The organism is Thermotoga sp. 2812B (assembly GCF_000789335.1).
Lineage (GTDB): Bacteria > Thermotogota > Thermotogae > Thermotogales > Thermotogaceae > Thermotoga > Thermotoga maritima.
The window spans coordinates 1,367,171-1,390,602 of sequence record NZ_CP003408.1 but is presented as its reverse complement, the minus strand read 5'-3'; the positions used below and the strand labels follow the sequence as shown (position 1 = coordinate 1,390,602).

General features: G+C 45.2%; 27 protein-coding genes. 13 read left to right on the top strand and 14 right to left on the bottom strand.

The window, feature by feature from the left end; genetic code table 11:
• Position 1: 1 nt before the first annotated feature.
• Positions 2 to 418, top strand: coding sequence for a DUF1667 domain-containing protein (locus T2812B_RS07165; protein WP_004081696.1), 417 nt, complete (start codon positions 2 to 4; stop codon positions 416 to 418).
• Entirely contained in the window at positions 369 to 764 is a 396-nt protein-coding gene (locus T2812B_RS07160) for a CoA-binding protein (RefSeq protein WP_004081702.1), read from the top strand. The genes T2812B_RS07165 and T2812B_RS07160 overlap by 50 nt, the downstream gene beginning before the upstream one ends.
• Here T2812B_RS07160 and T2812B_RS07155 read toward each other — a convergent pair.
• The 4 genes from T2812B_RS07155 to T2812B_RS07140 are packed head-to-tail and all read right to left on the bottom strand — an operon-like array spanning position 721 to position 4,361.
• Entirely contained in the window at positions 721 to 1,251 is a 531-nt protein-coding gene (locus T2812B_RS07155) for a glycerol-3-phosphate responsive antiterminator (RefSeq protein WP_004081703.1), read from the bottom strand. The genes T2812B_RS07160 and T2812B_RS07155 overlap by 44 nt on opposite strands.
• Positions 1,236 to 2,018, bottom strand: coding sequence for a 16S rRNA (adenine(1518)-N(6)/adenine(1519)-N(6))-dimethyltransferase RsmA (rsmA, locus tag T2812B_RS07150; RefSeq protein ID WP_004081704.1), 783 nt, complete (start codon positions 2,016 to 2,018; stop codon positions 1,236 to 1,238). Before rsmA ends, T2812B_RS07155 begins: the two co-directional genes overlap by 16 nt.
• Positions 2,015 to 3,601 carry a glycoside hydrolase family 57 protein gene (locus T2812B_RS07145; RefSeq protein WP_008195099.1) on the bottom strand — a complete coding sequence of 529 codons (1,587 nt, stop codon included), beginning with the start codon at positions 3,599 to 3,601 and terminating at the stop codon, positions 2,015 to 2,017. The genes rsmA and T2812B_RS07145 overlap by 4 nt, the downstream gene beginning before the upstream one ends.
• A 4-nt stretch (positions 3,602 to 3,605) precedes the next feature.
• Entirely contained in the window at positions 3,606 to 4,361 is a 756-nt protein-coding gene (locus T2812B_RS07140) for a DUF4912 domain-containing protein (RefSeq protein WP_008195097.1), read from the bottom strand.
• A 198-nt stretch (positions 4,362 to 4,559) separates the two neighbouring features.
• Between T2812B_RS07140 and T2812B_RS07135 the strand changes: the two genes are divergently transcribed.
• The 11 genes from T2812B_RS07135 to mfd are packed head-to-tail and all read left to right on the top strand — an operon-like array spanning position 4,560 to position 17,032.
• Positions 4,560 to 5,264, top strand: a complete 705-nt coding sequence (locus T2812B_RS07135) for a translation initiation factor eIF-2B (RefSeq protein WP_004081711.1) — start codon at positions 4,560 to 4,562, stop codon at positions 5,262 to 5,264.
• On the top strand, positions 5,258 to 6,997 hold the full coding sequence (gene aspS, locus T2812B_RS07130) for an aspartate--tRNA ligase (protein WP_004081712.1): 1,740 nt from the start codon (positions 5,258 to 5,260) through the stop codon (positions 6,995 to 6,997). Before T2812B_RS07135 ends, aspS begins: the two co-directional genes overlap by 7 nt.
• 1 nt (position 6,998) lies before the next feature.
• Positions 6,999 to 7,331: an STAS domain-containing protein gene (locus T2812B_RS07125; protein ID WP_004081714.1), complete on the top strand. Its 333-nt coding sequence runs from the start codon at positions 6,999 to 7,001 to the stop codon at positions 7,329 to 7,331.
• 1 nt (position 7,332) lies between these two features.
• Complete coding sequence (cmk, locus tag T2812B_RS07120; protein ID WP_004081716.1) at positions 7,333 to 7,995, top strand: (d)CMP kinase; 663 nt, start codon at positions 7,333 to 7,335, stop codon at positions 7,993 to 7,995.
• Complete coding sequence (gene ispH / locus T2812B_RS07115; protein WP_004081718.1) at positions 7,992 to 8,819, top strand: 4-hydroxy-3-methylbut-2-enyl diphosphate reductase; 828 nt, start codon at positions 7,992 to 7,994, stop codon at positions 8,817 to 8,819. The genes cmk and ispH overlap by 4 nt, the downstream gene beginning before the upstream one ends.
• A complete protein-coding gene (locus tag T2812B_RS07110; protein ID WP_004081719.1) occupies positions 8,806 to 10,437 on the top strand; it encodes a 30S ribosomal protein S1 in 1,632 nt (543 codons plus the stop codon). Before ispH ends, T2812B_RS07110 begins: the two co-directional genes overlap by 14 nt.
• 3 nt (positions 10,438 to 10,440) lie before the next feature.
• On the top strand, positions 10,441 to 11,760 hold the full coding sequence (gene der, locus T2812B_RS07105) for a ribosome biogenesis GTPase Der (RefSeq protein ID WP_004081721.1): 1,320 nt from the start codon (positions 10,441 to 10,443) through the stop codon (positions 11,758 to 11,760).
• A gap of 4 nt (positions 11,761 to 11,764) precedes the next feature.
• Complete coding sequence (plsY, locus tag T2812B_RS07100) at positions 11,765 to 12,355, top strand: glycerol-3-phosphate 1-O-acyltransferase PlsY (protein WP_004081723.1); 591 nt, start codon at positions 11,765 to 11,767, stop codon at positions 12,353 to 12,355.
• Positions 12,356 to 12,359: 4 nt separating this feature from the next.
• Positions 12,360 to 13,949: a hypothetical protein gene (locus T2812B_RS07095; RefSeq protein ID WP_004081724.1), complete on the top strand. Its 1,590-nt coding sequence runs from the start codon at positions 12,360 to 12,362 to the stop codon at positions 13,947 to 13,949.
• Positions 13,936 to 14,358 carry a tetratricopeptide repeat protein gene (locus T2812B_RS07090; protein WP_004081726.1) on the top strand — a complete coding sequence of 141 codons (423 nt, stop codon included), beginning with the start codon at positions 13,936 to 13,938 and terminating at the stop codon, positions 14,356 to 14,358. Before T2812B_RS07095 ends, T2812B_RS07090 begins: the two co-directional genes overlap by 14 nt.
• Complete coding sequence (gene mfd / locus T2812B_RS07085; protein ID WP_008195087.1) at positions 14,351 to 17,032, top strand: transcription-repair coupling factor; 2,682 nt, start codon at positions 14,351 to 14,353, stop codon at positions 17,030 to 17,032. The genes T2812B_RS07090 and mfd overlap by 8 nt, the downstream gene beginning before the upstream one ends.
• 15 nt (positions 17,033 to 17,047) lie before the next feature.
• On the opposite strand, the gene rpoD is transcribed toward mfd, so the two are convergent.
• The 10 genes from rpoD to jag form a co-directional block, all read right to left on the bottom strand.
• Positions 17,048 to 18,271, bottom strand: a complete 1,224-nt coding sequence (rpoD, locus tag T2812B_RS07080) for an RNA polymerase sigma factor RpoD (RefSeq protein WP_004081730.1) — start codon at positions 18,269 to 18,271, stop codon at positions 17,048 to 17,050.
• Between the two features lie 5 nt (positions 18,272 to 18,276).
• On the bottom strand, positions 18,277 to 19,974 hold the full coding sequence (dnaG, locus tag T2812B_RS07075; RefSeq protein ID WP_008195084.1) for a DNA primase: 1,698 nt from the start codon (positions 19,972 to 19,974) through the stop codon (positions 18,277 to 18,279).
• A gap of 78 nt (positions 19,975 to 20,052) precedes the next feature.
• Positions 20,053 to 20,457, bottom strand: a complete 405-nt coding sequence (gene rpsI / locus T2812B_RS07070; protein WP_008195082.1) for a 30S ribosomal protein S9 — start codon at positions 20,455 to 20,457, stop codon at positions 20,053 to 20,055.
• A 19-nt stretch (positions 20,458 to 20,476) separates the two neighbouring features.
• Positions 20,477 to 20,926 carry a 50S ribosomal protein L13 gene (gene rplM / locus T2812B_RS07065; protein ID WP_004081738.1) on the bottom strand — a complete coding sequence of 150 codons (450 nt, stop codon included), beginning with the start codon at positions 20,924 to 20,926 and terminating at the stop codon, positions 20,477 to 20,479.
• The gene (locus T2812B_RS07060; RefSeq protein ID WP_008195080.1) at positions 20,919 to 21,470 is read right to left on the bottom strand and encodes an ECF transporter S component; all 552 of its coding nucleotides are present in this window, start codon (positions 21,468 to 21,470) and stop codon (positions 20,919 to 20,921) included. Before T2812B_RS07060 ends, rplM begins: the two co-directional genes overlap by 8 nt.
• A 4-nt stretch (positions 21,471 to 21,474) precedes the next feature.
• Positions 21,475 to 21,726: a 50S ribosomal protein L27 gene (rpmA, locus tag T2812B_RS07055; RefSeq protein ID WP_004081742.1), complete on the bottom strand. Its 252-nt coding sequence runs from the start codon at positions 21,724 to 21,726 to the stop codon at positions 21,475 to 21,477.
• Complete coding sequence (locus tag T2812B_RS07050) at positions 21,716 to 22,000, bottom strand: ribosomal-processing cysteine protease Prp (protein WP_008195077.1); 285 nt, start codon at positions 21,998 to 22,000, stop codon at positions 21,716 to 21,718. The genes rpmA and T2812B_RS07050 overlap by 11 nt, the downstream gene beginning before the upstream one ends.
• A complete protein-coding gene (gene rplU / locus T2812B_RS07045; protein WP_008195075.1) occupies positions 21,997 to 22,311 on the bottom strand; it encodes a 50S ribosomal protein L21 in 315 nt (104 codons plus the stop codon). The genes T2812B_RS07050 and rplU overlap by 4 nt, the downstream gene beginning before the upstream one ends.
• Before the next feature lie 128 nt (positions 22,312 to 22,439).
• Positions 22,440 to 22,784, bottom strand: a complete 345-nt coding sequence (locus T2812B_RS07040) for a cupin domain-containing protein (protein WP_008195073.1) — start codon at positions 22,782 to 22,784, stop codon at positions 22,440 to 22,442.
• Entirely contained in the window at positions 22,762 to 23,427 is a 666-nt protein-coding gene (gene jag, locus T2812B_RS07035; protein ID WP_008195072.1) for an RNA-binding cell elongation regulator Jag/EloR, read from the bottom strand. Before jag ends, T2812B_RS07040 begins: the two co-directional genes overlap by 23 nt.
• Between the last annotated feature and the right edge of the window lie 5 nt (positions 23,428 to 23,432).

Genomic DNA, 23,432 nt, shown 5'->3' with positions numbered 1-23,432 from the left:
AATGTTCAAAAATGTCGTTTGCGTTCAGTGCCCGATCGGGTGTAAAATTAAGGTGGAGCTAACTGAAGACGGCCACATAAAATCCATAACAGGAAACAGGTGCCCACGAGGTGTTGAATACGCAAAGGATGAGATAAAAGATCCAAAAAGAGTCGTTCCAACGAGCATCAGAGTATTGAACGGAGAGCTTCCACTCGCATCCGTCAAGACAGACAAACCGATTCCGAAGAGATTCATACCGGAACTCATGAAGATAGTTAGAGAAATCAAAGTGGAAGCCCCCGTGAAGGCCGGTGATGTTGTTCTAAGAGATCTCTTTGGAACAGGAGCGAATCTTGTTGTAACAAGAACGGTGAGGAGGTTAGAAAATGGATCCAAAGAAATTCAAAAAGATAGCACTGGTTGGAGCGACGGTTAATCCAAGAAAGTACGGAAACGTGATACTTAAAGATCTGGTTTCCAAGGGATTCGAGGTTTTACCGGTGAATCCCAAGTACGACGAGATAGAAGGTTTCAGGGTTTACAAAAGCGTGGAGGAACTTCCTGAAAACATCGATGTGATAGTCTTCGTTGTACCACCTGAAGTCGCACTTGAAGAAACAAAGAAGGCGTACGACGCGGGTTTCAGAAGATTCTGGTATCAACCGGGAGCGTTCTCAGAAGAGATCAAAAGATTCCTCGATTCTTTGAAAGACGTGGAATATTCCGCTGAAAAGTGTATCATGGTAGAAACTTCATCTTCCAGAGGATTCTTGAACTTGTAGAGATCGCTGAAACGTGTTTGAGGATTTCGCGAGCTTCTTCCTCTGTTTCAACGAGCCCGGCGGCGATCACTGTCCTGCCGGGTATTTTTCTGGCCACTTTCGGAGCCACCGCACCTGGAAGGACTTCCACCACATCTACCCCGAGCGTTTCTATCTGTTCGATACCTCTTTCGACCGCTTTCGAGTCGAGAGCAAAGAATCTGAGGACAGCGGGAATTCCGTTCTTCTTTGCAACGACGTAATTTTTTGGCTTTATCGTGATGATACCATCGGCACCGGCCTTTTTCACGAACAGAATCGCTTCTTCTCCCTCTCCTAGTCCGTTCACAAAATCCATATCAACAAAAACGGTTTTTCCCCTGTCTTTGAGAATCTTCAGATGAAACTTCAGATTCAAAATGTCGCTCTTCAAAAGGAAGACCACATCGGGTTCTATTTCTCCTATGGAATCCATATCCCACAGCGCAGCTATTATCCCCTTGAACATTCGAGTGCTCTCCTCCATTTTTCATAGAGTTCCACGATCTCCTCAACGGTGAGCTGTTCCGCTCTTCTTGACAAATCTACTCCCTCGAAGATAGAAAGAAACGGTCTCAGATTATTTTTGAGCGTTTTTCTTTTTTTTGCGAATATCATCGAGACGAATTTTTTGAATTTTTCGAAATCCAAATCCACAGGTTTTCTCTTCAAATCTACAACTGTGGAATCAACCTCAGGGTTCGGTACAAAACAGGATCTTGAAACATCGAAGAGCTTTTTCACCTCGTAGAACGTCTGAACCACAACCGAAAGGTATCCGTACGTTTTCTTTCCGGGTTTCGCCAGGATCCTTTCACCAACCTCTTTCTGAATCATGACGATGGCTCTTTTGAATTTCCATTCTATGATCTTTTCCATGAGGGGACCTGTTATGTTGTAGGGGATGTTGGACACACAAATTGCGCCTTCAGGAACGTTTTTCGCTTTCAGGAAATCTTCGAATCTCAATTCCACATTGGGATACTTCGAAAGTCTTTCTTGAAGAATCGGAGCAAGACTTTCATCGATTTCGTAGGCGATGACCCTCGCACCAGTCTTAGCGAGTTCTTCCGTGAGAGTTCCAGCTCCGGCTCCTATCTCCACCACCACATCCTCTGGAGTCAGTTCAGCCGCTTTCACGATGCGCTTCGCTATTCTATCGTCTGAAAGAAAGACCTGTCCCAGGTGTTTTTTCAATCTTACACCGTACTTTTTCAGATAATCAGACGTCTTCAAATCACGTCCCTCGCCATCACCCTGAAGTTTATCTCTGGAAAGATGGCATCCGTCCACTCGTAGTATCTTAGCATCTCTTCGTCTATTCTTCCAGAAACGAGTTGATCGTAGAGGTTCAGAAACCTCTTTATGTGAAGCTTCGTTCTGTTTTCCGCGTATTGAACACTCGTTCTTGTAGTCATGATGAAAGCCCAGTCGCTCGATTGTGCGAGAAATAGTTCTCTCAGCATCTGATTCAAAACCCTTTCCACGAGTGGATCGGAACTGTTGTAGTACTTTTTCGAAAGATCTATCATTCTTTCGATCATCTCGTGGAGATGCCTGTAGATCCAGTCGTTCGTTCCGTTGAGCCACGTTTCGTAGTATCCTCCGGCACCCCAGCTCGAGTCGGCGGGTGTGGCGATCTGAACCTCTTCGAGAGTGTCTATAACTTCGGATGCGGTGACGAGCTTCAGGTCTTTTGATTCATTCACCAGTTCAAAGAACCTCTTCAAGAAGAACACACCCTCGAACCACCAGTGACCGAAGAGCTCAGCGTCGAAGGGAGCAACGATGACCGGTTCGACACCCATTATATCCATCAATCTTCTTGCCTGACTTTCCTTTTTGTGAAGGAAGTCCCTCGCGTGTTCTTCCACAGCTTCCATGGCCAGATCTATGTCGTAATATTCTTTCTGCGAAGCATCCAAGCTTTTCGAAGTTATCCTGTGGTATTTTATTCCGGTGTTTATCCTGACCCCAGATGGGTCTATGTAATCTTTTATGTACTCCATTTCTCTGTCGAAACCTATATCTCTGTAGAATTCTCTGTACCTTGGATCACCAGGATACCCAACGGCTGCACTCCAGACCTGTTCGCTCGACTCCGGATCTCGTGCGAAGGCGAAAACACCACTTGGCGTCATGATGGGTCTGTAGACACCGTATCTGGGTTGTTCATCGGCGAACCAGAAGGCATGAGAATCCACAAAGAAATACTCAACGTTGTTCTGGGCAAGGTACAGATCCAGCCCCTGATAGTATCCGCATTCCGCAAGCCAAATACCCCTTGGGTGTTTCTTCATGTGCTTTTCGTAGTTCTTCACGCCAACTGTGATCTGAGCGTTCACCACCTCTGGGTACATCTGATAGAGCGGCAAAAACGCGTGTGTGGCGTTGCAGGTCACTATCTCCAGCTTTCCGGTCTCCTGGTATTTTTTGAAGCCCTCCAAGATGTTTCCATCGTAAGAGCGAAATACATTCAGAATTTTTTCAAAATGTTCACGGTAGAATTTAGCCATCTTATGCTTCAGCGGGTGCTCCTTTTTAGTTCTCTCCACTTCCTTATCTGCGAGTTCGATCAGTTTTTCCATGTGTCTTTCGTACTTCTCCTGAAGGTCTCTGGAGGAGAGCATCTCCATCAGCGGAGGAGTGATCGACATGGTCAACCTGAAATCTTCTATTTCATCGAACATCATTAAAAGCGGTATGTAAGTTTCTGTTATGGCCTCAAAAAGCCACCTTTCTTCTAAAAAATGATCGTATTCAGGATGGTGAACGTATGGAAGATGCGCATGCAGAAATATCAGTATTTTTCCTCTCATGAGATTACCTCCCGCTCCTGAAAATTTCCCACATTATTCCCTGGGCCATCATACCCTGTCCGGAAGGAAATCCGGGTGAGGTAACACCTCTTATTTTCTCAACAGGCTTTATTAGACTTCCCTCAGACAGTACCACTGTTCGCTTTTTGTTTTTCAAGTCGTACCATCTTTCTCTGGAAGAGGTCGAAGGAGAAGCGGCAGGGGTTCTGGTGACGTTGGACCTCAACACTGAAACGAACTTTCCCTCATCGTCAAGGTAACCCATCTCCGAAAGATAATCTGCCCTCGGCATAGGAACGTTGAAATAGAAGTTCCCCGCGTCGAGCGTGAGTTCATCGAGTCTGTGTTCAAACGTTCTGTGCGCGTTGGTTCCATTGAACATGATGAAAGTCACATCGTAGAGTCTGATCACTGCCTTTCCTTCTCTGGCTTTTTGTTTCATCAGCTCTCTTGTTCTTTGATCGAAGTCCCAGTAAGCGAATACCACATAGGGATTAACCGGCATGAGAACGAGCTTGTTTTTATCGTAGGTTTTAGGAAGATTTAGATCTTTCTCTTCTCTCCTTTGAACGGTCGTCGAAACACCCGAGGAAGAATCTGTCGTTGAAAAAGCGGATTCCACATGCTCTTTGATGAGTTTTATAACTTCTTTCTTCTTCATGGCCTTTTTCACTCTCAAACCCAAGCTCTTGGCGAATCTTTTGAGCTCCTGAATACTTGGATTTGAGTCGAGCCACTTCAGTATCTCTTCTCCTTTCATGATTTCGCCCCCAGTTAATCTTCGTTTTAAAAAATTATAACACAGATGGATTGTGTTGTAAACATGAGATTTTCAGAGATTCAAAGAGATATTTTCGGATAATTCTCGATAATCATGTCTTATGGCTGAAAACAACCGATTACAATTATCGAATCCAGAATGAAAGAGTTTAGGGTAGAATACTATAGAGGTGGGGTTATGGAAGTTTTGAGTTTTTTGAAAGAATTGAACACAGAGGGATCCCAGGAAGTTCTGGAAAAGTTGTTAAAATTTCTCAAAGAGAACTCTGAAAAGCTTGACTCCGGGGAAGTATCGAAAGAGATAGGCATTTTCTGTGAAGAGAAACCCATGGCCGTTCTCGAAAAACTGGCTTTTTTTCTGGAAAATCATTCCCTGAAAGAACTGGAGAAATTCGAGAGAGCTGTGGAGAAATCCTTCGCTCGAACTACAGACTACGCGTCGAATTTTTTCAAAAATAAAAAAATTCTCACGCTGAGCAACAGCAAAACACTGCTGGAGGTGTTTCGTAAAGCCAGACCTCCTATGGTTTTCGTTCTCGAGTCACACCCGGGCGGAGAAGGGAAAATACTGGTAGAATCTTTGAGGAAGATACACCTTCGCGCTGAACCTGTAGAAGATCTGCTGGCCTACAGGATTCTCAGAATGGTTGACGTCTGTTTGACGGGAGCCGACTACGTGGACGAATCGGGGAATGTTTTAAACAAAGTGGGAACCACCACCCTGGCTATTCTGAGCAGAGAGTTGAGGAAACCGTTCTTCGTTGTGGCGGATCCCTTCAAATTCGGTTCGAAGAAGCTGAAAGATACAAACCTTTTTGAAGTGGTACCGTCTGAGTTGATAACGGCGATAATAACCGACCCTGAGGGAGGGACATTATGCTGAGAACACACACGTGTGGAGAGCTGAGAGCAACAGACGAGGGAAAAAAAGTGAAGCTGTGCGGATGGGTGGACAGGATCAGAGATCTCGGTGGTGTGAGATTCATCGACTTGAGAGACAGATACGGTGAGACTCAAATCGTGTGCGATGTGAACAGTGAGGCTTACAGTGTTGTAGATGAACTCACAAGAGAATCCGTCGTTCTGGTTGAGGGAACCGTGAGAAAAAGGCCAGAAGGGACGGAAAATCCGAACATCGAAACAGGAGAAATAGAAGTCGTCGCCGAAAGAATAGAGATCCTGTCTCTTGCCGATCCGCTTCCTTTTTATCCTGGAGAAACACCTAAAGAAGAAATGAGACTCAAGTACAGATACATAGATCTTCGTTCCGAGAGAATGAAGAGAAATATCATTTTGAGATACAGAATATCGAAAATCATCAGAGATTACTTCGATGAACTCGGTTTCCTTGAAATAGAAACTCCCTTTCTCACAAGAAGCACTCCGGAAGGGGCGAGGGATTTCCTCGTACCTTCGAGACTCAGACCCGGAAAGTTCTACGCGCTGCCTCAATCTCCTCAGCTCTTCAAGCAGATTCTGATGATCTCCGGCTTCGACAGATACTTCCAGATAGTCAGATGCTTCAGGGACGAAGACCTCAGAGCAGACAGGCAACCGGAGTTCACCCAGGTTGACGTGGAGATGTCCTTTGTCGATGTGGAAGATGTACTGAATGTGAGCGAAGGAATGGTTTCAAGAGTGTTCAAAGAATCTTCTGGCATCGATCTCAAGGTTCCCTTCGACAGAATTCCGTACGACGATGCGATGGAAAAGTATGGAACAGACAAGCCAGACAGAAGATACGGAATGGAACTTCGAGATTTTGGATACGCTTTTGAGACCACGGAGTTCAAGGTGATAAGGAACGTCCTCAATGAAGGAGGAAGTGTGAAGGGTTTCATCGTTCCCGGATTCGCTTCGGAGATGAGCAGAAAGAAAGGCGAAGAACTCATGGCAAGAATGAAAGAACTCGGTCTCGGCGGTCTCATCTGGTTCAAATTGGACGGTGGAATCACGTCACCACACCTGAAACACCTCGAAAAAGAATTCAGAAAGATCGCAGAAACGGAAAACATGAACGAAGGAGACGTCTGTCTCATAGCGGCCCACACTGATAGAAACCTCCTCAACGAAGCCCTTGGAACGCTGAGGCTGGAAATCGGAAAAGAGCACTTCTCACACCTTGCAAAAGGATTCGATGTACTCTGGGTAGTCGACTTTCCATACTTCGAGTGGAGCGAGGAAGAAGAAAGATTTGTGGCGCGGCACCACCCCTTCACAATGCCCGTTCTGGAAACCTTAGGTGATGATTACACAAAGGTCCGGGCGAAAGCCTACGATCTCGTCATCAACGGTTACGAAGTCGGTGGAGGAAGCATCAGGATTCACAGAAGAGATATTCAGGAGAAAATCTTTGAACTTCTTGGGTTGAGTGAAGAGGAAGCACAGAAAAAATTCGGCTTCTTCCTCGAAGCGTTCAGGTACGGCGTTCCGCCGCACGGCGGGATAGCTTTCGGACTGGATCGATTGGTGAGCATCATAGCCGGTGAGAGTTCTATAAGAGAAGTGATAGCGTTTCCAAAAACAGGAAACGGTGTGTGCCTCTTGACGGGAGCCCCCGCTGAAGTTGATGAAAGGCAACTCAGAGAACTCAGAATTAGAATAGAGGAGGGATAACATGAACAACCTCAAACTCGATATCGTTGAACAGGATGACAAAGCCATCGTGAGAGTGCAGGGGGACATAGACGCTTACAATTCTTCGGAGTTGAAGGAACAGCTTAGAAACTTCATCTCGACCACCAGCAAGAAGAAGATCGTCCTCGATCTTTCGTCTGTCTCCTACATGGACAGCGCGGGCCTTGGAACACTCGTTGTGATTTTGAAGGACGCGAAAATCAACGGAAAGGAGTTCATCCTCAGCTCACTGAAAGAAAGCATATCGAGAATACTAAAACTTACCCATCTCGATAAGATCTTCAAAATCACCGATACAGTGGAGGAGGCGTGAAATGGGGTTTCAAATAGCAATAGACGGTCCCGCAGCGTCTGGAAAGTCCACAATAGCAAAGCTTCTTGCTGAAAAACTCGGCTTCGATCATCTGAACACGGGAGCAACGTACCGTGCCGTTGCAGTTTATCTGCACGAAAAAGGGCTCAGTTCCTCTTCCGCTGAAGAAGAGATCGAAAACGTGCTGAAAGATCTGAAGATAGACTATGTGAACGGAAGAGTCTACATCAACGGAGAGGATTACACAGAAAAGATTCAAAGTCCAGAGGCGGGGGTTCTTGCCTCAAATTTTGCCAGGCTTGAAGTTGTGAGAAGGCACCTGGTCAGAATCCAGCGGGAAATATGTGACGACAAAAACATCGTGGTCGAGGGAAGGGATATAGGAACGGTTGTGCTTCCAAACGCTCACCTGAAGATATTTCTCACAGCGTCTCTGGAAGCGCGCGTAGAGAGAAAGTTGAAAGAGTACCAGAAAAGAGGTCTAAAGGTCACAAAAGAAGAAGTTGAAAGAGAACTCATCTCGAGGGATGAGCAGGATTCCAAGCGGAACGTAGCCCCATTGAAACCAGCGGAAGATGCTGTGATCATAGACACAACCAGTATGAGTGTGGAAGAAGTGCTCGACAGGATCCTAAAACTGGTCAGGGAGAGGATGAACACTTGAAAATAGTAGTGGCAAAGAATATCGGTTTTTGTTTTGGAGTGGAAAGAGCGATAAGAACCGTGGAGGAGTTACTCGATGAAGGAAAGAAAGTGGTAACAGATGGTGAGATAGTCCACAACAAACAGGTGATGGAGCAACTGACAAAGAAAGGATTGAAAGTGTCTTCGGAGATGACAGATGGAGAGGTGTTCGTTGTAAGGGCTCACGGTATCCCGAAAGATAGACTCGAAGAACTGAAAAAGATCTTTCCAGAGGTCGTCGATCTCACCTGTCCCATAGTTTCTCAACTGTTCAAAACCGCTCAAAGATATGCCAAAGAGAGGAAAGTCATCGTTTTTGGAAAAGAAGACCACCCGGAAATGGTGGCACTGAGAGGATACGCTCCTGCCATCGTCACGAAAGTTCCGTTCAAGCTCGAAGAAAAAAAGGTGGTCTTTCTCTCTCAGACCACTTCTTCGCTCGAAGAATATAAAGAGTTCGTTGCAGCGATGATCAGGATGAACGAATTCGAAGAAGCCGTTTTCCTCAACACCATATGCCCCGTAACTGTGAACCGAGAAAGGGAAGTGGAGGAGCTTTCAAAGATCTGTGATCTTTCCATAGTGGTCGGAGGAAAGCACAGTTCAAACACAGGAAAACTCTTCAGAATCGCTTCAAAACACTCAAAGACGATCTGGATAGAATCACCTGACGAATTACCAGCGGACGTAGTAAAATATGGTACGGTGTGTGTGTTCAGCGGTACTTCTACACCCAATTCTCTGATAGAAAACGTTGTCAGAAAACTGAAAGAGATGGAGGGGAAGAGAGATGGAACCATTTGAATTCAACGATGAAATCCTCAGCCAGTACGAACCTGAGGAGTTCAGAAGAGGACAGATTGTAAAAGGTGTGGTTATCGGCAAGGAAGACGATGGTGTGGTGGTGGACTTCGGGGGAAAAAGCGAGGGATTCGTACCGGAGAACGAACTGATCAAATCCTTAGATGAGTACAAAGTGGGTGAGAATCTCACCCTTCAAATACTGAATCTGAACTACGAAGAGAGATCTATTCTCTCGGAGAGGAGACCAGTTCTTCGAAAAACGCTTGAAGAGTTGAGAAAAGATTACGAAGAAAAGAAACCTGTGAAAGCCCGCATCGTTTCGCAGACGAAAGGAGGATACAACGTTTTACTGAAAGGAGTAGTCTCTGCTTTTCTTCCAGGATCACACTCCCTCCTCAGAAGGAACGATCCCATGCCTGAAAAAGAAATAGAAGTCATCATTTTGGAAATGGCTCAGACGAGACGGGGACCAAGAATCGTTGTTTCGCGAAGAGCTCTCCAGGATAAGAAGATCGAGGAGTTCTTCTCAGAGAAGAAAGTGGGAGACATCGTAGAAGGTACCGTGAAAGGGATCAGTAACGCAGGTGTCGAAGTTGAAATTTCAGAGGGAGTGAGGGGATTCATTCCCAGGAGCGAACTCAGCTACGACACCAGAATATCTCCTGAAGACATAGTGAAACCCGGCCAGAACATAACAGCGAAGATAATCGAACTGGACAAGGTGAAAAAGAATGTCATCCTGAGTTTGAAGAAACTCATGCCCGATCCGTGGGAAAAAGTGGAAGAGAAGTATCCGGTTGGAAAAGTGGTGAGTGGAGAAGTGACTTCGATTCATCCGTTCGGATTTTTTGTGAGACTGGAGCCCGGCGTGGAAGGACTTGTGCCAAGGTCTGAAGTCTTCTGGGGGAACGCAAGAAAAAGTCTTGAAGAAGTGGTGAGTGTTGGAGATCTGGTGAAGGTTGAAGTTATCAATGTAGACAAAGAAAACAGAAAACTCACTTTGAGCTACAGAAAGGCAAAGGGAGATCCATGGGAAAACATCGAAGACAGGTACAATGTCAACAACGTGGTGACAGGAAAGGTGACGGGAATCATAAAACAGGGAGCTTTTGTCGAGTTAGAAGAAGGTGTTGAAGGATTCGTTCCCGTCTCTGAAATTTCATGGAAAAGAATTGATGAACCTGGAGAAATTCTAAAGATCGGCGAAAAGGTGAAAGTGAAGATCTTGAAGATAGACAAAGAGAACAGAAAGATCACTCTCAGCATAAAAAGAACACAGGAAAATCCCTGGGAACGTGCTCTCAAAGAGTTGAAACCAGATTCCATCGTGAGTGGAACCATAAAGAAGATCGTGAACTCGGGAGTGGTAGTGGAAGTCGAAGAGTACGATGTGGAGGGTTTCGTGCCGAACAACCATCTTCTCAGCGAGCCTGAAACGGGAAAAGCTTTAAACCTCGTCGTTCTTAGAATAGATCCCGACGAGGTGTTCGGTGGAAGAATGATACTGAGCGAAAAGCGGTATGAAGAAAGGAAAAACATAGAGGAGTACAAAAAAATGGTGGAGAAGGAGAGCTCTCAGAAATCCATTGGAGACCTTCTCAAAAAGAATGGAGAGTGAAATATGGCGACGGTTCTGATAGTTGGTAGACCAAACGTTGGAAAGTCTACTCTGTTCAACAAGCTGGTAAAGAAGAAAAAGGCTATTGTCGAAGACGAAGAAGGGGTCACCCGTGACCCCGTTCAAGATACTGTAGAGTGGTACGGGAAAACCTTTAAACTCGTGGACACCTGTGGAGTCTTCGACAATCCACAGGACATCATTTCCCAAAAGATGAAGGAAGTTACCCTGAACATGATCAGAGAAGCTGATCTCGTTCTGTTCGTTGTCGATGGAAAAAGAGGAATTACAAAAGAAGACGAATCGCTTGCCGATTTTCTCAGGAAATCCACCGTTGATACTATCCTTGTGGCGAACAAAGCGGAAAATCTCAGAGAGTTCGAAAGAGAAGTGAAGCCGGAGCTTTACAGTTTAGGATTTGGAGAACCAATACCCGTTTCTGCAGAGCACAACATAAATCTCGATACTCTCCTGGAGACGATCATCAAAAAGCTCGAAGAAAAAGGGCTGGATTTAGAATCAAAGCCCGAAATCACCGACGCAATAAAAGTTGCCATCGTTGGCCGACCGAACGTGGGAAAATCCACACTCTTCAACGCTATATTGAACAAAGAACGAGCTCTTGTGTCACCGATACCTGGAACAACGAGGGATCCCGTTGACGACGAAGTGTTTATAGACGGAAGAAAATACGTATTCGTTGACACGGCTGGTTTGAGGAGAAAATCCAGGGTCGAACCCAGGACTGTTGAAAAATACAGCAACTACAGGGTTGTGGACAGCATAGAAAAAGCGGACGTTGTTGTGATAGTTCTTGATGCAACTCAGGGTATCACAAGACAGGACCAGAGAATAGCCGGCCTTGTGGAAAGACGAGGGAGAGCCAGCGTCGTTGTTTTCAACAAATGGGATCTCGTTGAACACCGTGAAAAAAGGTACGACGAATTCACCAAATTATTCAGAGAGAAGCTCTATTTCATCGATTACAGTCCGCTTATCTTTACCTCCGCTGACAAAGGCTGGAACATAGACAGAGTGATAGACGCTATCAATTTAGCGTACGCTTCTTACACAACGAAAGTGCCGTCCAGTGCCATTAATTCGGCTCTTCAGAAAGTGCTCGCGTTCACGAATCTCCCTCGTGGTCTCAAGATCTTTTTCGGTCTTCAGGTGGACATAAAACCGCCTACTTTTCTCTTCTTTGTGAACAGCATAGAAAAGGTAAAAAATCCACAAAAGATTTTCCTCAGAAAACTGATCAGGGACTACGTTTTTCCGTTCGAGGGATCTCCTATATTCTTGAAGTTCAAGAGGAGCAGGTGATATCGTGGGCTGGTGGCTTTTCCCGATTCTCGGTTACTTCATAGGCTCGATTCCTTTCAGTTACTTGATCCCGAAGTGGCTGAAGGGTATTGATGTGAGAAAAGTGGGGAGTGGCAACGTTGGAGCGACGAATGCTATAAGAACCACAGGTCCTGCCGTTGGAGGGATTTGTCTTCTTCTGGATGCTTTGAAGGGATTTTTCCCTGTGTTCATTACCATTACTTTCTCAGGAGATTCGAAGATCGTATCACTCACGGCGATCGCGACTGTCCTCGGACACGATTTTCCGATTTTCATGAAGTTCAAAGGTGGAAAAGGAGTCGCTTCCACCCTTGGAATCATTTTCTGTCTTTCGTGGCCTACGGGACTAGTGTTCACACTGACCTGGCTTGTCATCGTAATGCTGACTAAATACGCTTCGCTTGGATCTCTTGTAGCTCTTTACGTTTCTGCTCTTCTGGGATATCTGCTCAAGGGCTACGATACGGGAATGCTGTTTCTCATTCTCGCGGTTCTTTCCACTCTCAGACACTCCGAAAACATCCAGCGTCTCCTGAACGGTACAGAAAGGAAGGTAAACCTCTTCAAGAGGTGAAAACGTGAAAAAAACGATATTGCTTTTGTTTCTGCTAACTTTTTCTGCTCTTTTCGCTCAAAGCGTTAGAGAGATGTTCTCAGAAGCGATCATAGACTGGGCAAAGGGAGATATATCTTCCGCACAGCAGAAGATAGAGGAGATCTTCTACAAACCCATCCCCGCTGAGAATCTCGCAGAGTTTTGGTATTTGAGAGCAAAATTGATGATAGAAACAGGAAGAGTGAGAGAGGCTTACGAGGATCTGAAAAACCTGCTTGTTATCGTACCGGATCAGCCTGAAGTGCTCTCGCTGGTTAACAATCTGGAATTCATACTGCAGGACAAAGAATCTGATTCTTTCAACATGAAAACGTTAAAAACACTCCAGGGTTTTAAAGATGGAATAGAATATTTTCTCACACCCACGGATGTGTCAATTTTTGGTGAGAGTATATACATCGTTGATCCGGTCAACAACCGTCTTATCGAAAGCGATGGTTTCAATTTCACCGTTAGAAACTTATCTTTCCAACCGGAGCAGGTGTTCACCGATAGGGACGGAAACGTCTTCTTGATCTCAAGAGACGGAAGGGTTTTCAAGAATGAAAAGGAAATAGGGAAGTTTCTCAATCCGATAGGAGCAGGTGTTTTGAATTCTGGAGAGTTTACCCTGGCAGATGTGGATAAAATCGTTTTGATCTCAGAAAACGGTTTGAAGAGAGAAATACCAATCGATGGGAAACCCCTGATCGTCGATGCGGAGGTGTACTGCAGGCAGGTTGTCGTTCTTGACACCTGGAGCAATTCTCTCATCGTGATCAACGTGGATACAGAATCACAGAAAAACATCCCTCTCCCCGTTCCAACACGTTCCTTTGAAATCTTTTACGATGGTTCTTATCTTCTCCTGGATCAGTCTGGAAATCTCTTCCATTTCGATGGAAAAAAACTTCAAACAATAGGGCAGGTTCCCCAGTACGTGAACATAGAGTACGAATATCCATACCTGTTTGGAATGAACTGGGACAAGAACTCGATTGAGATCTCCCTTCTCAAGTCCTCGGAACCTATCTTTGTTCACATCGATTCTTTTGAATTGACTGTCGACAAAATGTTCCTGTACGTGAGGGTGGAGAATGCCTTTGGACGTGATATCGATCTGGTTCAGCTCTTCTCAGATCTTTTCGAAGCGCGCGGAAGAGTACCCTTCGAAGTTTCACACGAGCTGAGAGAATACACAGTATACATAAGCGATGAGGAGTTTCTCTCTAAGAAAGTCTACCAGATAAACGATCGAAAGGGATACTGCGTTGTAGTGCCCCCGGATATTACCTTCTCAAACGAACAGCTCGCCGTTTTGAAACTCAAAAACGTCAAGCTCTACACCTCTCCTGAAGCGAGCGCAGCTCTGAAAGATTTTTGCTACAGATCGGGAGGAGGCATCGGTGAACCCCACTTCCTAAAACATAACCTCTGGGTCTTCAGCTTTTCTTATGTGAAGCCTATAACCGAAGAGATCATTCCTATTTCCGTTTCTTTCAAAACACCCGACATGAACTATTCAGACACCATATACGTCACAAAGAAGGTGATAGAACTTGGTCTCCAGTGAATTTGAAGAAGCATACCGTGAACTTGAAGAAGGAAAGCTGGAGAGTGCCTTGGAAAAATTTTTGAAAATAGCCGAAAAAGAACAATCAGTAGAAGTCTGGGTCAACATAGGGAACATCTACAGAAGAATGAACCTTCTGGCAAAGGCTATTGAGAGCTACAAAAGAGCGCTGGAAATAGATCAAAAAAATCCGGTTGTTCTTTTCAATCTGGGAAGCGCATACTATCAGATGGGGAAATTTTTCGAGGCTCTGAAACTGCTGGAAAAGGCCGAGGAACAGGGATTGACAGATCCCAGAGTGAAGATAGTGAAAGCCCTGTGTAAGATAAAGCTCAACCTTCCAGACCCCATGGAAGGACTCGATGAAGACCAGAAGAGGATTGTAAAAGACCTGATGAAAAATGGTTGAGATTCTTCTGCTGCCGAACGAAAGGTTTTCGAATATAGAAGGATACATTTTCTATCCTTCGAGAGATGTTTTGCCTCTCGAAGATGTTGTTTTGTCACCCGAGATAAAAGGAAAAAGAATAGAAATCCTGTGGAGGCTTCTAAACGGGGAGAACCTCAAGATAGCCACTACCCTGAAAGCGCTCACCGAAAAGGTGTTCTCACCCGATTTTCTGAGAGAAAACTCCCTGATGATAGCACGATCCACAAAACTCACGCTGTCCCCAGAAAAACTCGTCGAAATGGGATATGAACGTGTTTTCACTGTTCAGAACGTGGGAGAATTTGCCATTCGCGGAGATATAATCGACATTTACTCTCCAGGGAACGACTTTCCCGTGAGGATAGAACTGTTTGGAGACGAAATTGAAGAAATTCGTTTCTTCAAGGTAGACACCCAGCGTTCATTCCAAGGTGTTGATAAGACTCTGATACTTCCTTTTGTTGATTTCTACGGTGAAAGCACCTTGCTTGATTTCTTAAAGACAGATGCTCGCTTCATCTGTGAAGATCTTCAAAAGGTTCTGGATGAGTACAGAAAGTTCAGAAAAGAAATGAGGGACCTTTTGAAGGAACGCTACAACGACTTCTTCGATGAAAGAGTAGTCGAAGTGATACTCAAAAACGTTGAGAAGGGTTCTGCACCGCTATCAACACGTGTTGAGAAAAAAGAATCGCTGCCCATTCTGGATGTCGATGAGATCGAAGAGGGTGGGCTCGTAGTTCACAGAGAGCACGGAATAGCCATTTTCGAGGGGATTGTTCGTCTCAAGGGAGTTCTCGGAGAGAGGGATTATTTGAAGTTGAAATATGAAGACGCAATTTTGTACGTTCCCATCGAGAAGATCGACAGAGTTCATAAATATATAGGTGATCCTTCGCAGGTTAAACTCGACCGGATGAACCGCGGAAAATGGAAACAAACACTGAAGAAAGTGAGAGAAGACATCGAGAAAAAGATCAAAGAACTCGTTGAACTTTACATGAAAAGACAGGAGGCCCAGGGTCTTTCTCTTCCAGGTGACCCAGAACTGGAAGAAAAATTCGCGGAATCTTTTCCATACATTGAAACTCCTGATCAGCAGCAGAGTATAGAAGAAGTACTAAGCGATCTTGCCTCTGAAAAACCAATGGACAGGCTCCTGTGCGGAGACGCGGGTGTTGGAAAAACAGAAGTAGCTCTGCGAGCTGCGTTTCGTGCAGTCGCATCTGGTAAGCAGGTAGCGGTGCTCGTCCCAACCACCGTTCTGGCAAGACAACACTACGAGAACTTCAAAGAGAGAATGGAACCGTTCGGTGTAAAAGTGGAACTCCTGGACAGTTCAAGAACAGCGAGAGAAAAGAAGGAGATCATCGAAAAGCTGAAGAAGGGAGAAATAGACATCATCATAGGTACACACTCTCTGCTGAACGAACGGATCGAATTCTCCGATCTTGGTCTTGTCATCATCGACGAAGAACAAAAGTTTGGAGTTGAGCAAAAAGAAAGATTCAAGAAACTGAGACTCTCGGTGAACGTGCTAACCCTGAGTGCTACACCTATTCCACGCACCCTCCACATGGCCCTCTCTGGAATGAAAGATTTTTCTGTGATAAATTCTCCTCCCCCTGGAAGAAAACCAGTATACGTTTATGTCGCAGAGTACAGCGATGATCTCGTCAAGGGAGCGGTGATCAGGGAGATAAACAGGGGAGGTCAGGTGATCTACGTTCACAACCGCGTGGAAGAACTACCGGAGGTTTTCGAAAAACTGAAAAGGATGTTTCCGGAGTTGGAAATAGCGGTTGCCCACGGAAAGATGTCCAGAAAAACCATGGAGAGAATTGTCCACGAGTTCTACCGCGGGAACATCGATGTTCTTCTGTGTACCACAATTATCGAGAATGGTGTTGATATACCGAATGCAAACACACTCATAGTGGATGACGCACAGAGATACGGCCTTTCACAGCTCTATCAGCTCAGAGGAAGGGTGGGTAGAAGCGACCGAAGGGCCTTTGCGTACTTCCTGTACCCGAAGGGTACTCCAAGAAGCGCTCTTGAAAGACTGAAGGTGCTTAAATCCTACACAGGCTTTGGAAGCGGTCTTCAAATATCACTGAAAGATATGGAACTGAGAGGTGTGGGAGATGTCCTCGGTTTGGAACAACATGGAAACGTTGTGTCCGTCGGTTTGAAACTGTACAACGAAATCTTGAAAGAGACCATCACGAGATTCAAAGAAAGACGAATCGAAAAGAAACACTCTGTGAACGTTGAAATAGAAAATCCTCCGGGCAGATTTTTCATACCGGAAGATTACGTGCAAAATCCTGTGGAGAGGTTGAGACTTTACAGAAGACTCGCATCCTCCCTTGATGAGGAAGATCTCGAGGAAATACTGGAGGAGATGAAGGATAGATTCGGAGAACCACCCGAAGAAGTGAAATTACTCGTTGATTACTTCAGATTGAGAGTCAGGGCCTCGAAGCTGGGAATAAAGAAGATCAGGTTCGATCACTCGATGGTGGAAATCTTTCCAAGCAGGAACTCGCCGTTTTTGAATCACCCGAGATACAATCGACGGTCAGGGAGTGTTGTTCTCTACACCAGGAAGGATCCGGTGGAGTTTCTCATGGATATGTTGAAAAAATGAAAGGGTGAGCGATGCTCACCCTTCGTTTTCATCCATCAGAGAGAGCAGTGATTTCAGGTACTTGCTCCTCGATGGATGTCTCAACTTCCGCAGTGCTTTGACCTCTATCTGCCTGATCCTTTCTCTTGTGACATTGAAATACTGGCCAACTTCTTCAAGCGTTTTTGGTTTTCCATCGAGCAAGCCGTACCTCATTCTCAGAACCATCGCTTCTCTTGGGCTCAGAGTTTTCAAGACTTTCTCGAGCTCTTCTCTCATGAGCATCCTCATGGCCTCTTTCTTTGGAGAGGCTATGGAATCGTCAGCCACAAAGTCTTCGATAGAAGAATCCTCATCTTCACCTATAGGAGATTCCAGGGATATGGTTTCCTTCGCTGCTTCGAGTATTTCCTTTATCTTTTCTGGGGGTTTGCCCATCATCTTTGCGAGTTCTTCTATGGATGGTTCTTCACCGTGTTTCTGATAGTACTCTCTTCTCAATCTGTTCAATTTGTTTATAGTTTCCACCATGTGGACAGGTATCCTGATGGTCCTTGCCTGATCCGCTATCGCTCTTGTGATCGCCTGTCTGATCCACCAGGTAGCGTACGTGCTGAATTTGTAACCCTTTCTCCAGTCGAACTTTTCTACCGCCTTCAGAAGTCCTATGTTTCCTTCCTGTATGAGGTCCTGGAAAGAAAGACCGCGCCCCATGTAACGCTTGGCTATACTGACAACAAGCCTCAGGTTCGATGTTATGAGTTTCTCTTTGGCCTTCTTATCGCCCATCTGTGCTCGTCTTGCGAGTTCACGTTCCTGAGCAGGTGTGAGTAGAGGAATCTTTCCTATCTCTTTGAGATACATCTTGATAGAATCCCTTACGTTGCTCGAATCGTGTATCTCAGGAGATTCTTTCTCCAGAAGTTCTTCGAGTTCCTGTTCATCACTGGAAGCGCTTATTTCCTCTTCCTCAGGTTCATTTTCCACGATGTTTATTCCATGCTTTTCCAGTTCCTCATGTATTCTCTCTATCAAGTTCGTGTCAAACCCTTCGAAATCTGGCGGGAAGGCCTTGTCTATATCCTCGTACGTTATGTAACCCTTCTTTTTCCCTAAACTTATGAGCTTTTTTATACGCCTCTCTATCTGAGGAGGAAGTGTTTCCTTCTGTTCCTGTGTCTGCTCCTGCGTCTGCTCCTGGTGCTGTTCCTGAAGAACCTGCTGTTCTTCGTTCATTGTGACCTTTTCCTTCTTCGCCATACCGATCACCTCCTCTTTATTTTTCTGAGGAGATCCAACTTCATAGAGAGAAGAAGACGCCTTTCCTCATCGTTTGAAGCTTTCTTTATCATATCATCTATTTCTGCGATACGTCTCTCTATCCGTCGGATTTTCAACTTTTCGGAGAGGTCACCGAGGAATTTCTCGGGATCCTTTGGAGGAGGAATGCTTTCTATTGTCTCAAAAATCCAGTCTTTCAGCTCTTTTGGGAAGTTTTCTATGACTTTGTTCAAATCTTCTCCCAGTGAAACTCTCTTGAAAAACTCCCTCGCGTTTTCATCTTCCAGTACCTCTAAGTCCTGTTCCAGAATCTTTTCCCTCAAATCCTCGTAGTTCAAAAACAAATAAGCTAGTCCTCTCCCCTCATCGTAAACCTTTGACGACTTGGTCTCATGAACAGGCATAGTGTTAGACCTGTCGCTTTCAAAAAAGTTCAAAATCTGGTTTTCTGGTATCTGGAGAGAAGATGAAACCTCATTCACGAGATTTTCTATGTGTTTCAAATATCCTTTCCTTCTCATCTTTTGGACCCAACCTTTGAGGAAAGAAAGGTAGGATCTCACACCCGCGGGGCTGTTCCTGTCAAAGAAGATCTCACCAGCCGTCACCAGAAAATATTCGAACGAACGCGAGTTTTTCAGCATCTTTTTCAATGAACCTTCTCCTTCTTTCTGAAAGAGTTCATCTGGGTCTTTGTAAGGAGAGGGGGTTGCCACAAGCACGTTGAATTCGTAGTCTAGGAGATCCTCGAGGGATTTGAGAGTGGCTCTGAAGCCCGCTCTGTCATTATCGAAACACAGTATGACGTTTTTCGAATACGCCGAAAGTTTTAGAATTGCTTCCCTTGAAAGACTCGCCCCAAGAACAGCGACCGCCGTTGGTATTCCATCCTTTCTGAATGCGAGCGCGTCGAAGTAGCCTTCAGTGATGACGAAAAAACCAACCTCTTTTGCCACTTTTTTCGCCTCATCGAAGAGAAAAAGGGTCTTCTTCTTCGAAAAATACCTGGTCTCTGGAGAGTTCAAATACTTCGGTTCTTCGTTGCCGAGAGCACGCCCACCAAAAGCCACAATATGACCACTGTCGTTCTTTATTGGAACAACGATTCTTCCTTCGAATCTATCAACGAATCGATCACCCTTTTTCAGCGCGATACCGTATCTGACAAGTTCTTCCGGTGTTATGTTCATGCCTTCTGCAACTTCCATAGAGATGCTGGATCTCTTAGGAACGTACCCAAAGCCGAACTTTGCTATATCTTCTTCAGAGAAGCCTCTGCTTTTTAAATAGTCTTTTGCCTCTTTCGATTTCTCCAGCTCTTTGACGTACCTTTTCCACGTTTCTTCGTACAAACGAATGTATTTTCCGTATTCAGAAGTCCCTTCTGTTCTGTAGAGAGAAAGATCAATCCCAGCTCTTTTGGCAAGTCTTTCCAGCGCTTCCTGGAAACTGATCCCTTCCATTTCTTGAAGAAATTTGATGACGTCTCCACTCGCACCGCAGCCGAAACAATGGTATATCTTCAAACCCGGATGAACGTAGAAAGAAGGATTGGTTTCTGAATGAAAGGGACAGAGAGCCCTGTAGGAGGAACCTACCCGGGTAAGATTCACGTACTCGGAAATGACCTCTACGATGTCAACCTTTTCTTTTATTTCCTCGATGACCTCTCGAGGAATCACATTCTCACTCCTCGTTAACAAACAGAAAAAGAGAGGTCCGGGAGAACCGGACCCCGCAATTGTCTGCTGCCAGCAAAATCACCTCTTGGAGAACTGAGGAGCTCTTCTTGCCTTTTTCAAACCGTACTTCTTTCTTTCCACTTCTCTTGGATCCCTTGTGAGCATCTTGTATTTCTTGAGAACAGGCCTCAGATTCTGGTCGTACTGAAGGAGGGCTCTGGCAATTCCAAGCCTCACGGCACCGGACTGGCCGGACAGACCTCCACCGTTAACCCTTATGACAAGATCGAATTTGCCAAGTGTGTTGGTTACCTCAAGGGGCTCTATCGCGTGTTTTGTCCATGCAGGATTTTTGAAATAGTCATCCAGACTTTCGTATTCTTTTCCATTGACCTTCACTTTTCCTTCTCCCGGTCTCAAATAAACTCTTGCAACAGCAGTCTTTCTTCTTCCCGTTCCGTAGTATCCTACCACTTCGGCCATTCTTCTCCCTCCTCATTCTTCACAGTTCAATAGGCTCAGGTTTCTGTGCCTGATGTGGATGTTCGGGTGACGCATAAACTTTGAGTCTTTTGAGCATTTTTCTGCCCTTTCTGTTCTTCGGGAGCATCCTTTTGACAGCGAGCCATATGAGTCTTTCGGGATGCTTTTCGAGCATCTGTCTTGCTGTCAGAGACTTCAGACCTCCGGGATAACCAGAATGCCAGTAATAAACCTTCTGATCGAGCTTCTTTCCGGTAAGAACCACCTTGTCAGCGTTCACAACGATGACGTAATCTCCCGTGTCAACGTGCGGAGTGTAATTGGGCTTGTGTTTCCCCATCAATATCTTCGCTATGCGCGTCGCGAGTCTTCCGAGAACCTTTCCGGAAGCATCTACCACGTACCATTTTCTTTCAACCTCTTCGGGTTTTATCATAGTTGTCTTCTGAACAGGAAAGTACCTAGCCATTGTTGCTCCTCCCTTCCACTGTTTCCAGTTTAAGGATACTGGAGACTTTCTTGTAAACGAAGAACGTCACAACCGAGTCGATTCCAAATTTCACCAGATTGAAAGCCAGTATGAACGGGAAAAATTTCAGATAAAGTTCGAACGGAGCTTTGAAGTAAAGCGGCACGATAAGAGCGTTCAATCCCAGAGCGAACGCCGTGGCGAAAAGTGTGGCGACAATCATGCCTTTTATTGCCGTTGCTCTGCTCTTGTTTCTGCGATAAATGAGGCCAGCTATTCCCACAAAGGACATTCCCAGCACAGCGTTCATCGCGATTCCCACAGGATCACCGGACTTCATGAGAAAGAAGAGAATGTCTTTCACCAGGACGACAAACATGCCGACCCCAGGTCCCAGTAAGAAACTCACTATGAGCGCCGGTATTTCGCTGGGATCGTATTTCAGGAAACTCGCTTGTGGGAATATCGGAAACTCTAGAAACATCACCAGAGTTGCAAGAGCTGAGAAAATCCCCACGAAGGAGATTTTCTTTATGCTGCTCACTCTTTCACTCCTCATAAACGCTCACATACTTTTTGTTGTTTTTCGTTTCAAACTTCACCCTGCCATCCTTCAGTGCGAACAGAGTGAAATCTCTTCCCATACCAACGTTTTTTCCGGGGTAAAATCTTGTTCCTCTCTGTCTCACGAGGATGTTTCCTGCTTTGACAATCTGACCATCTCCCACTTTGACTCCCAGATATTTTGGAAGACTGTCTCTACCGTTCTTCGCAACACCACCACTCTTTTTATGAGCCATTGTCGATCACCTCCACTCTGATCTGAGAAGGAAACTTCTGTTCGAGTTCTTTCAAAGACCTCACCATGGCTGCTAGTACTTTCACTTCGCAGTTTTCGAGTTCTTCAAATTTCACTTTCAGATAACCGGATTCCTTCTCTATTTTCGCTTTTTTCTCGGCTTTCAGAAAGTTCGCCACGTGCTGCGTCAAAAGACTAACTGAAGCGCACAGTGTTTTGTCTGGTGCATGACCTGTTACTTCAAAAAAAGAATTAGTCACAGTCACTTTTATCATAGTTCAATCTTTTCAATTTTGATGGCGGTGTACCACTGTCTGTGACCTTTTTCCACCTTACTGTTCTTTCTGGGTCTGTACTTCACAGTCTTTACCTTTCTGGCTTTGGCGTGTTCCAGAACCTTCCCTACAACCTTAGCTCCTTCAACATAAGGTTTTCCGACGAGCACCTCTCCGTCCTTCCTGACGAACACCACTCTGTCGAAAACGATCTCGTCACCCGGGGAGTAGTCTTTCTGCCTTTCAGTGTAGAGAATCTTTCCTTCTTCGACCCTGTACTGCCTGCCAGCCGTTTCTACGATGGCGTACAACACCTTCACCTCCCAATCACATGGTATACAAGTGCTGGGGTACGTACCCTTGAGGGATTTGAAACGCACCCCACGCACCAGCGAAGAGTATTTTACTACTCTTTCTTTTCGGATATTTTAAAAAAGAATTACTCTCCGCCTTCCTTAGGTATCAAACAGAGAAACTCCACTTCGGAGTCTGTATCGTTCCTGAAGCCGTGTATTTCATTGGGTTCAACGAAGATGTAAAAACCCTCTTCCACCGCTTCCTCGCCTTGCTCCTTCAAAACTGTGAGCTTTCCCTTCAAAACGAAAATCTCGTGCTCCCATGGATGGGAGTGTCTGTCGATGAGACCGCCAGGTTCCACCGTGAAAAGTCTCATGACAAAGTTTGGAGCGTCTTTCAAGCCTATGAGGACTCTTTTACGAACTCCTCGTACCTTATCGGTTGAAATTTCCTGGGGAGTGACATCATATGCTTTCTTTAATATCATGTTTTCTTCTCCCCTCTCGCCTCGTTCCAGAATACTCTATCACAACTCTTCTGTAAGGTTCTACACCGACTGAGTAGCTTATCACACCTCTGTGTTTTCTCACAAGTTTGTGAACAATTTTCCTCTCAAAAGAAAACATGGGATCCAGTACTACTTTGGTCTTCTCGGAAATAGCCTTTTTGACAGCCTCTTCCACTATTTTCTCAAGAGATTTCTTCCGCTTTTCCCTGTAATCTCCCATATCCAGAATCACGTTCAGCTTCGTATCACTCAATCTGTTGAGGAAGATCATCGCTATATGCTGAAGTGCTCCCATGGTTTTTCCGTGTTTACCTATGAGCCTTCCTACGTTTTCACTCTCCACGTCAACAAAGAAACTCCTTCCAGAAGATTTCACAGTTATTTTGACTTCTGAATCTACCACCTGCAAAATCTCAGTTAAAAATTCTTTCAATTTTCTTTCAAAGTAAGCTTTGGTGATCTGCACCTCGACAACCGCTTCTTTTGAAAAGAGGCCGAATATTCCATGAAATCCTTTTTCCAACACGTTGACCGTGTACTCTCCTTCTCCGAGACCGTATTTTTTGACCACTTTTTCAACCGCTTCCTCCACTGTAGGAGCCCTTTCCACAATTTTCTTCATCTAAT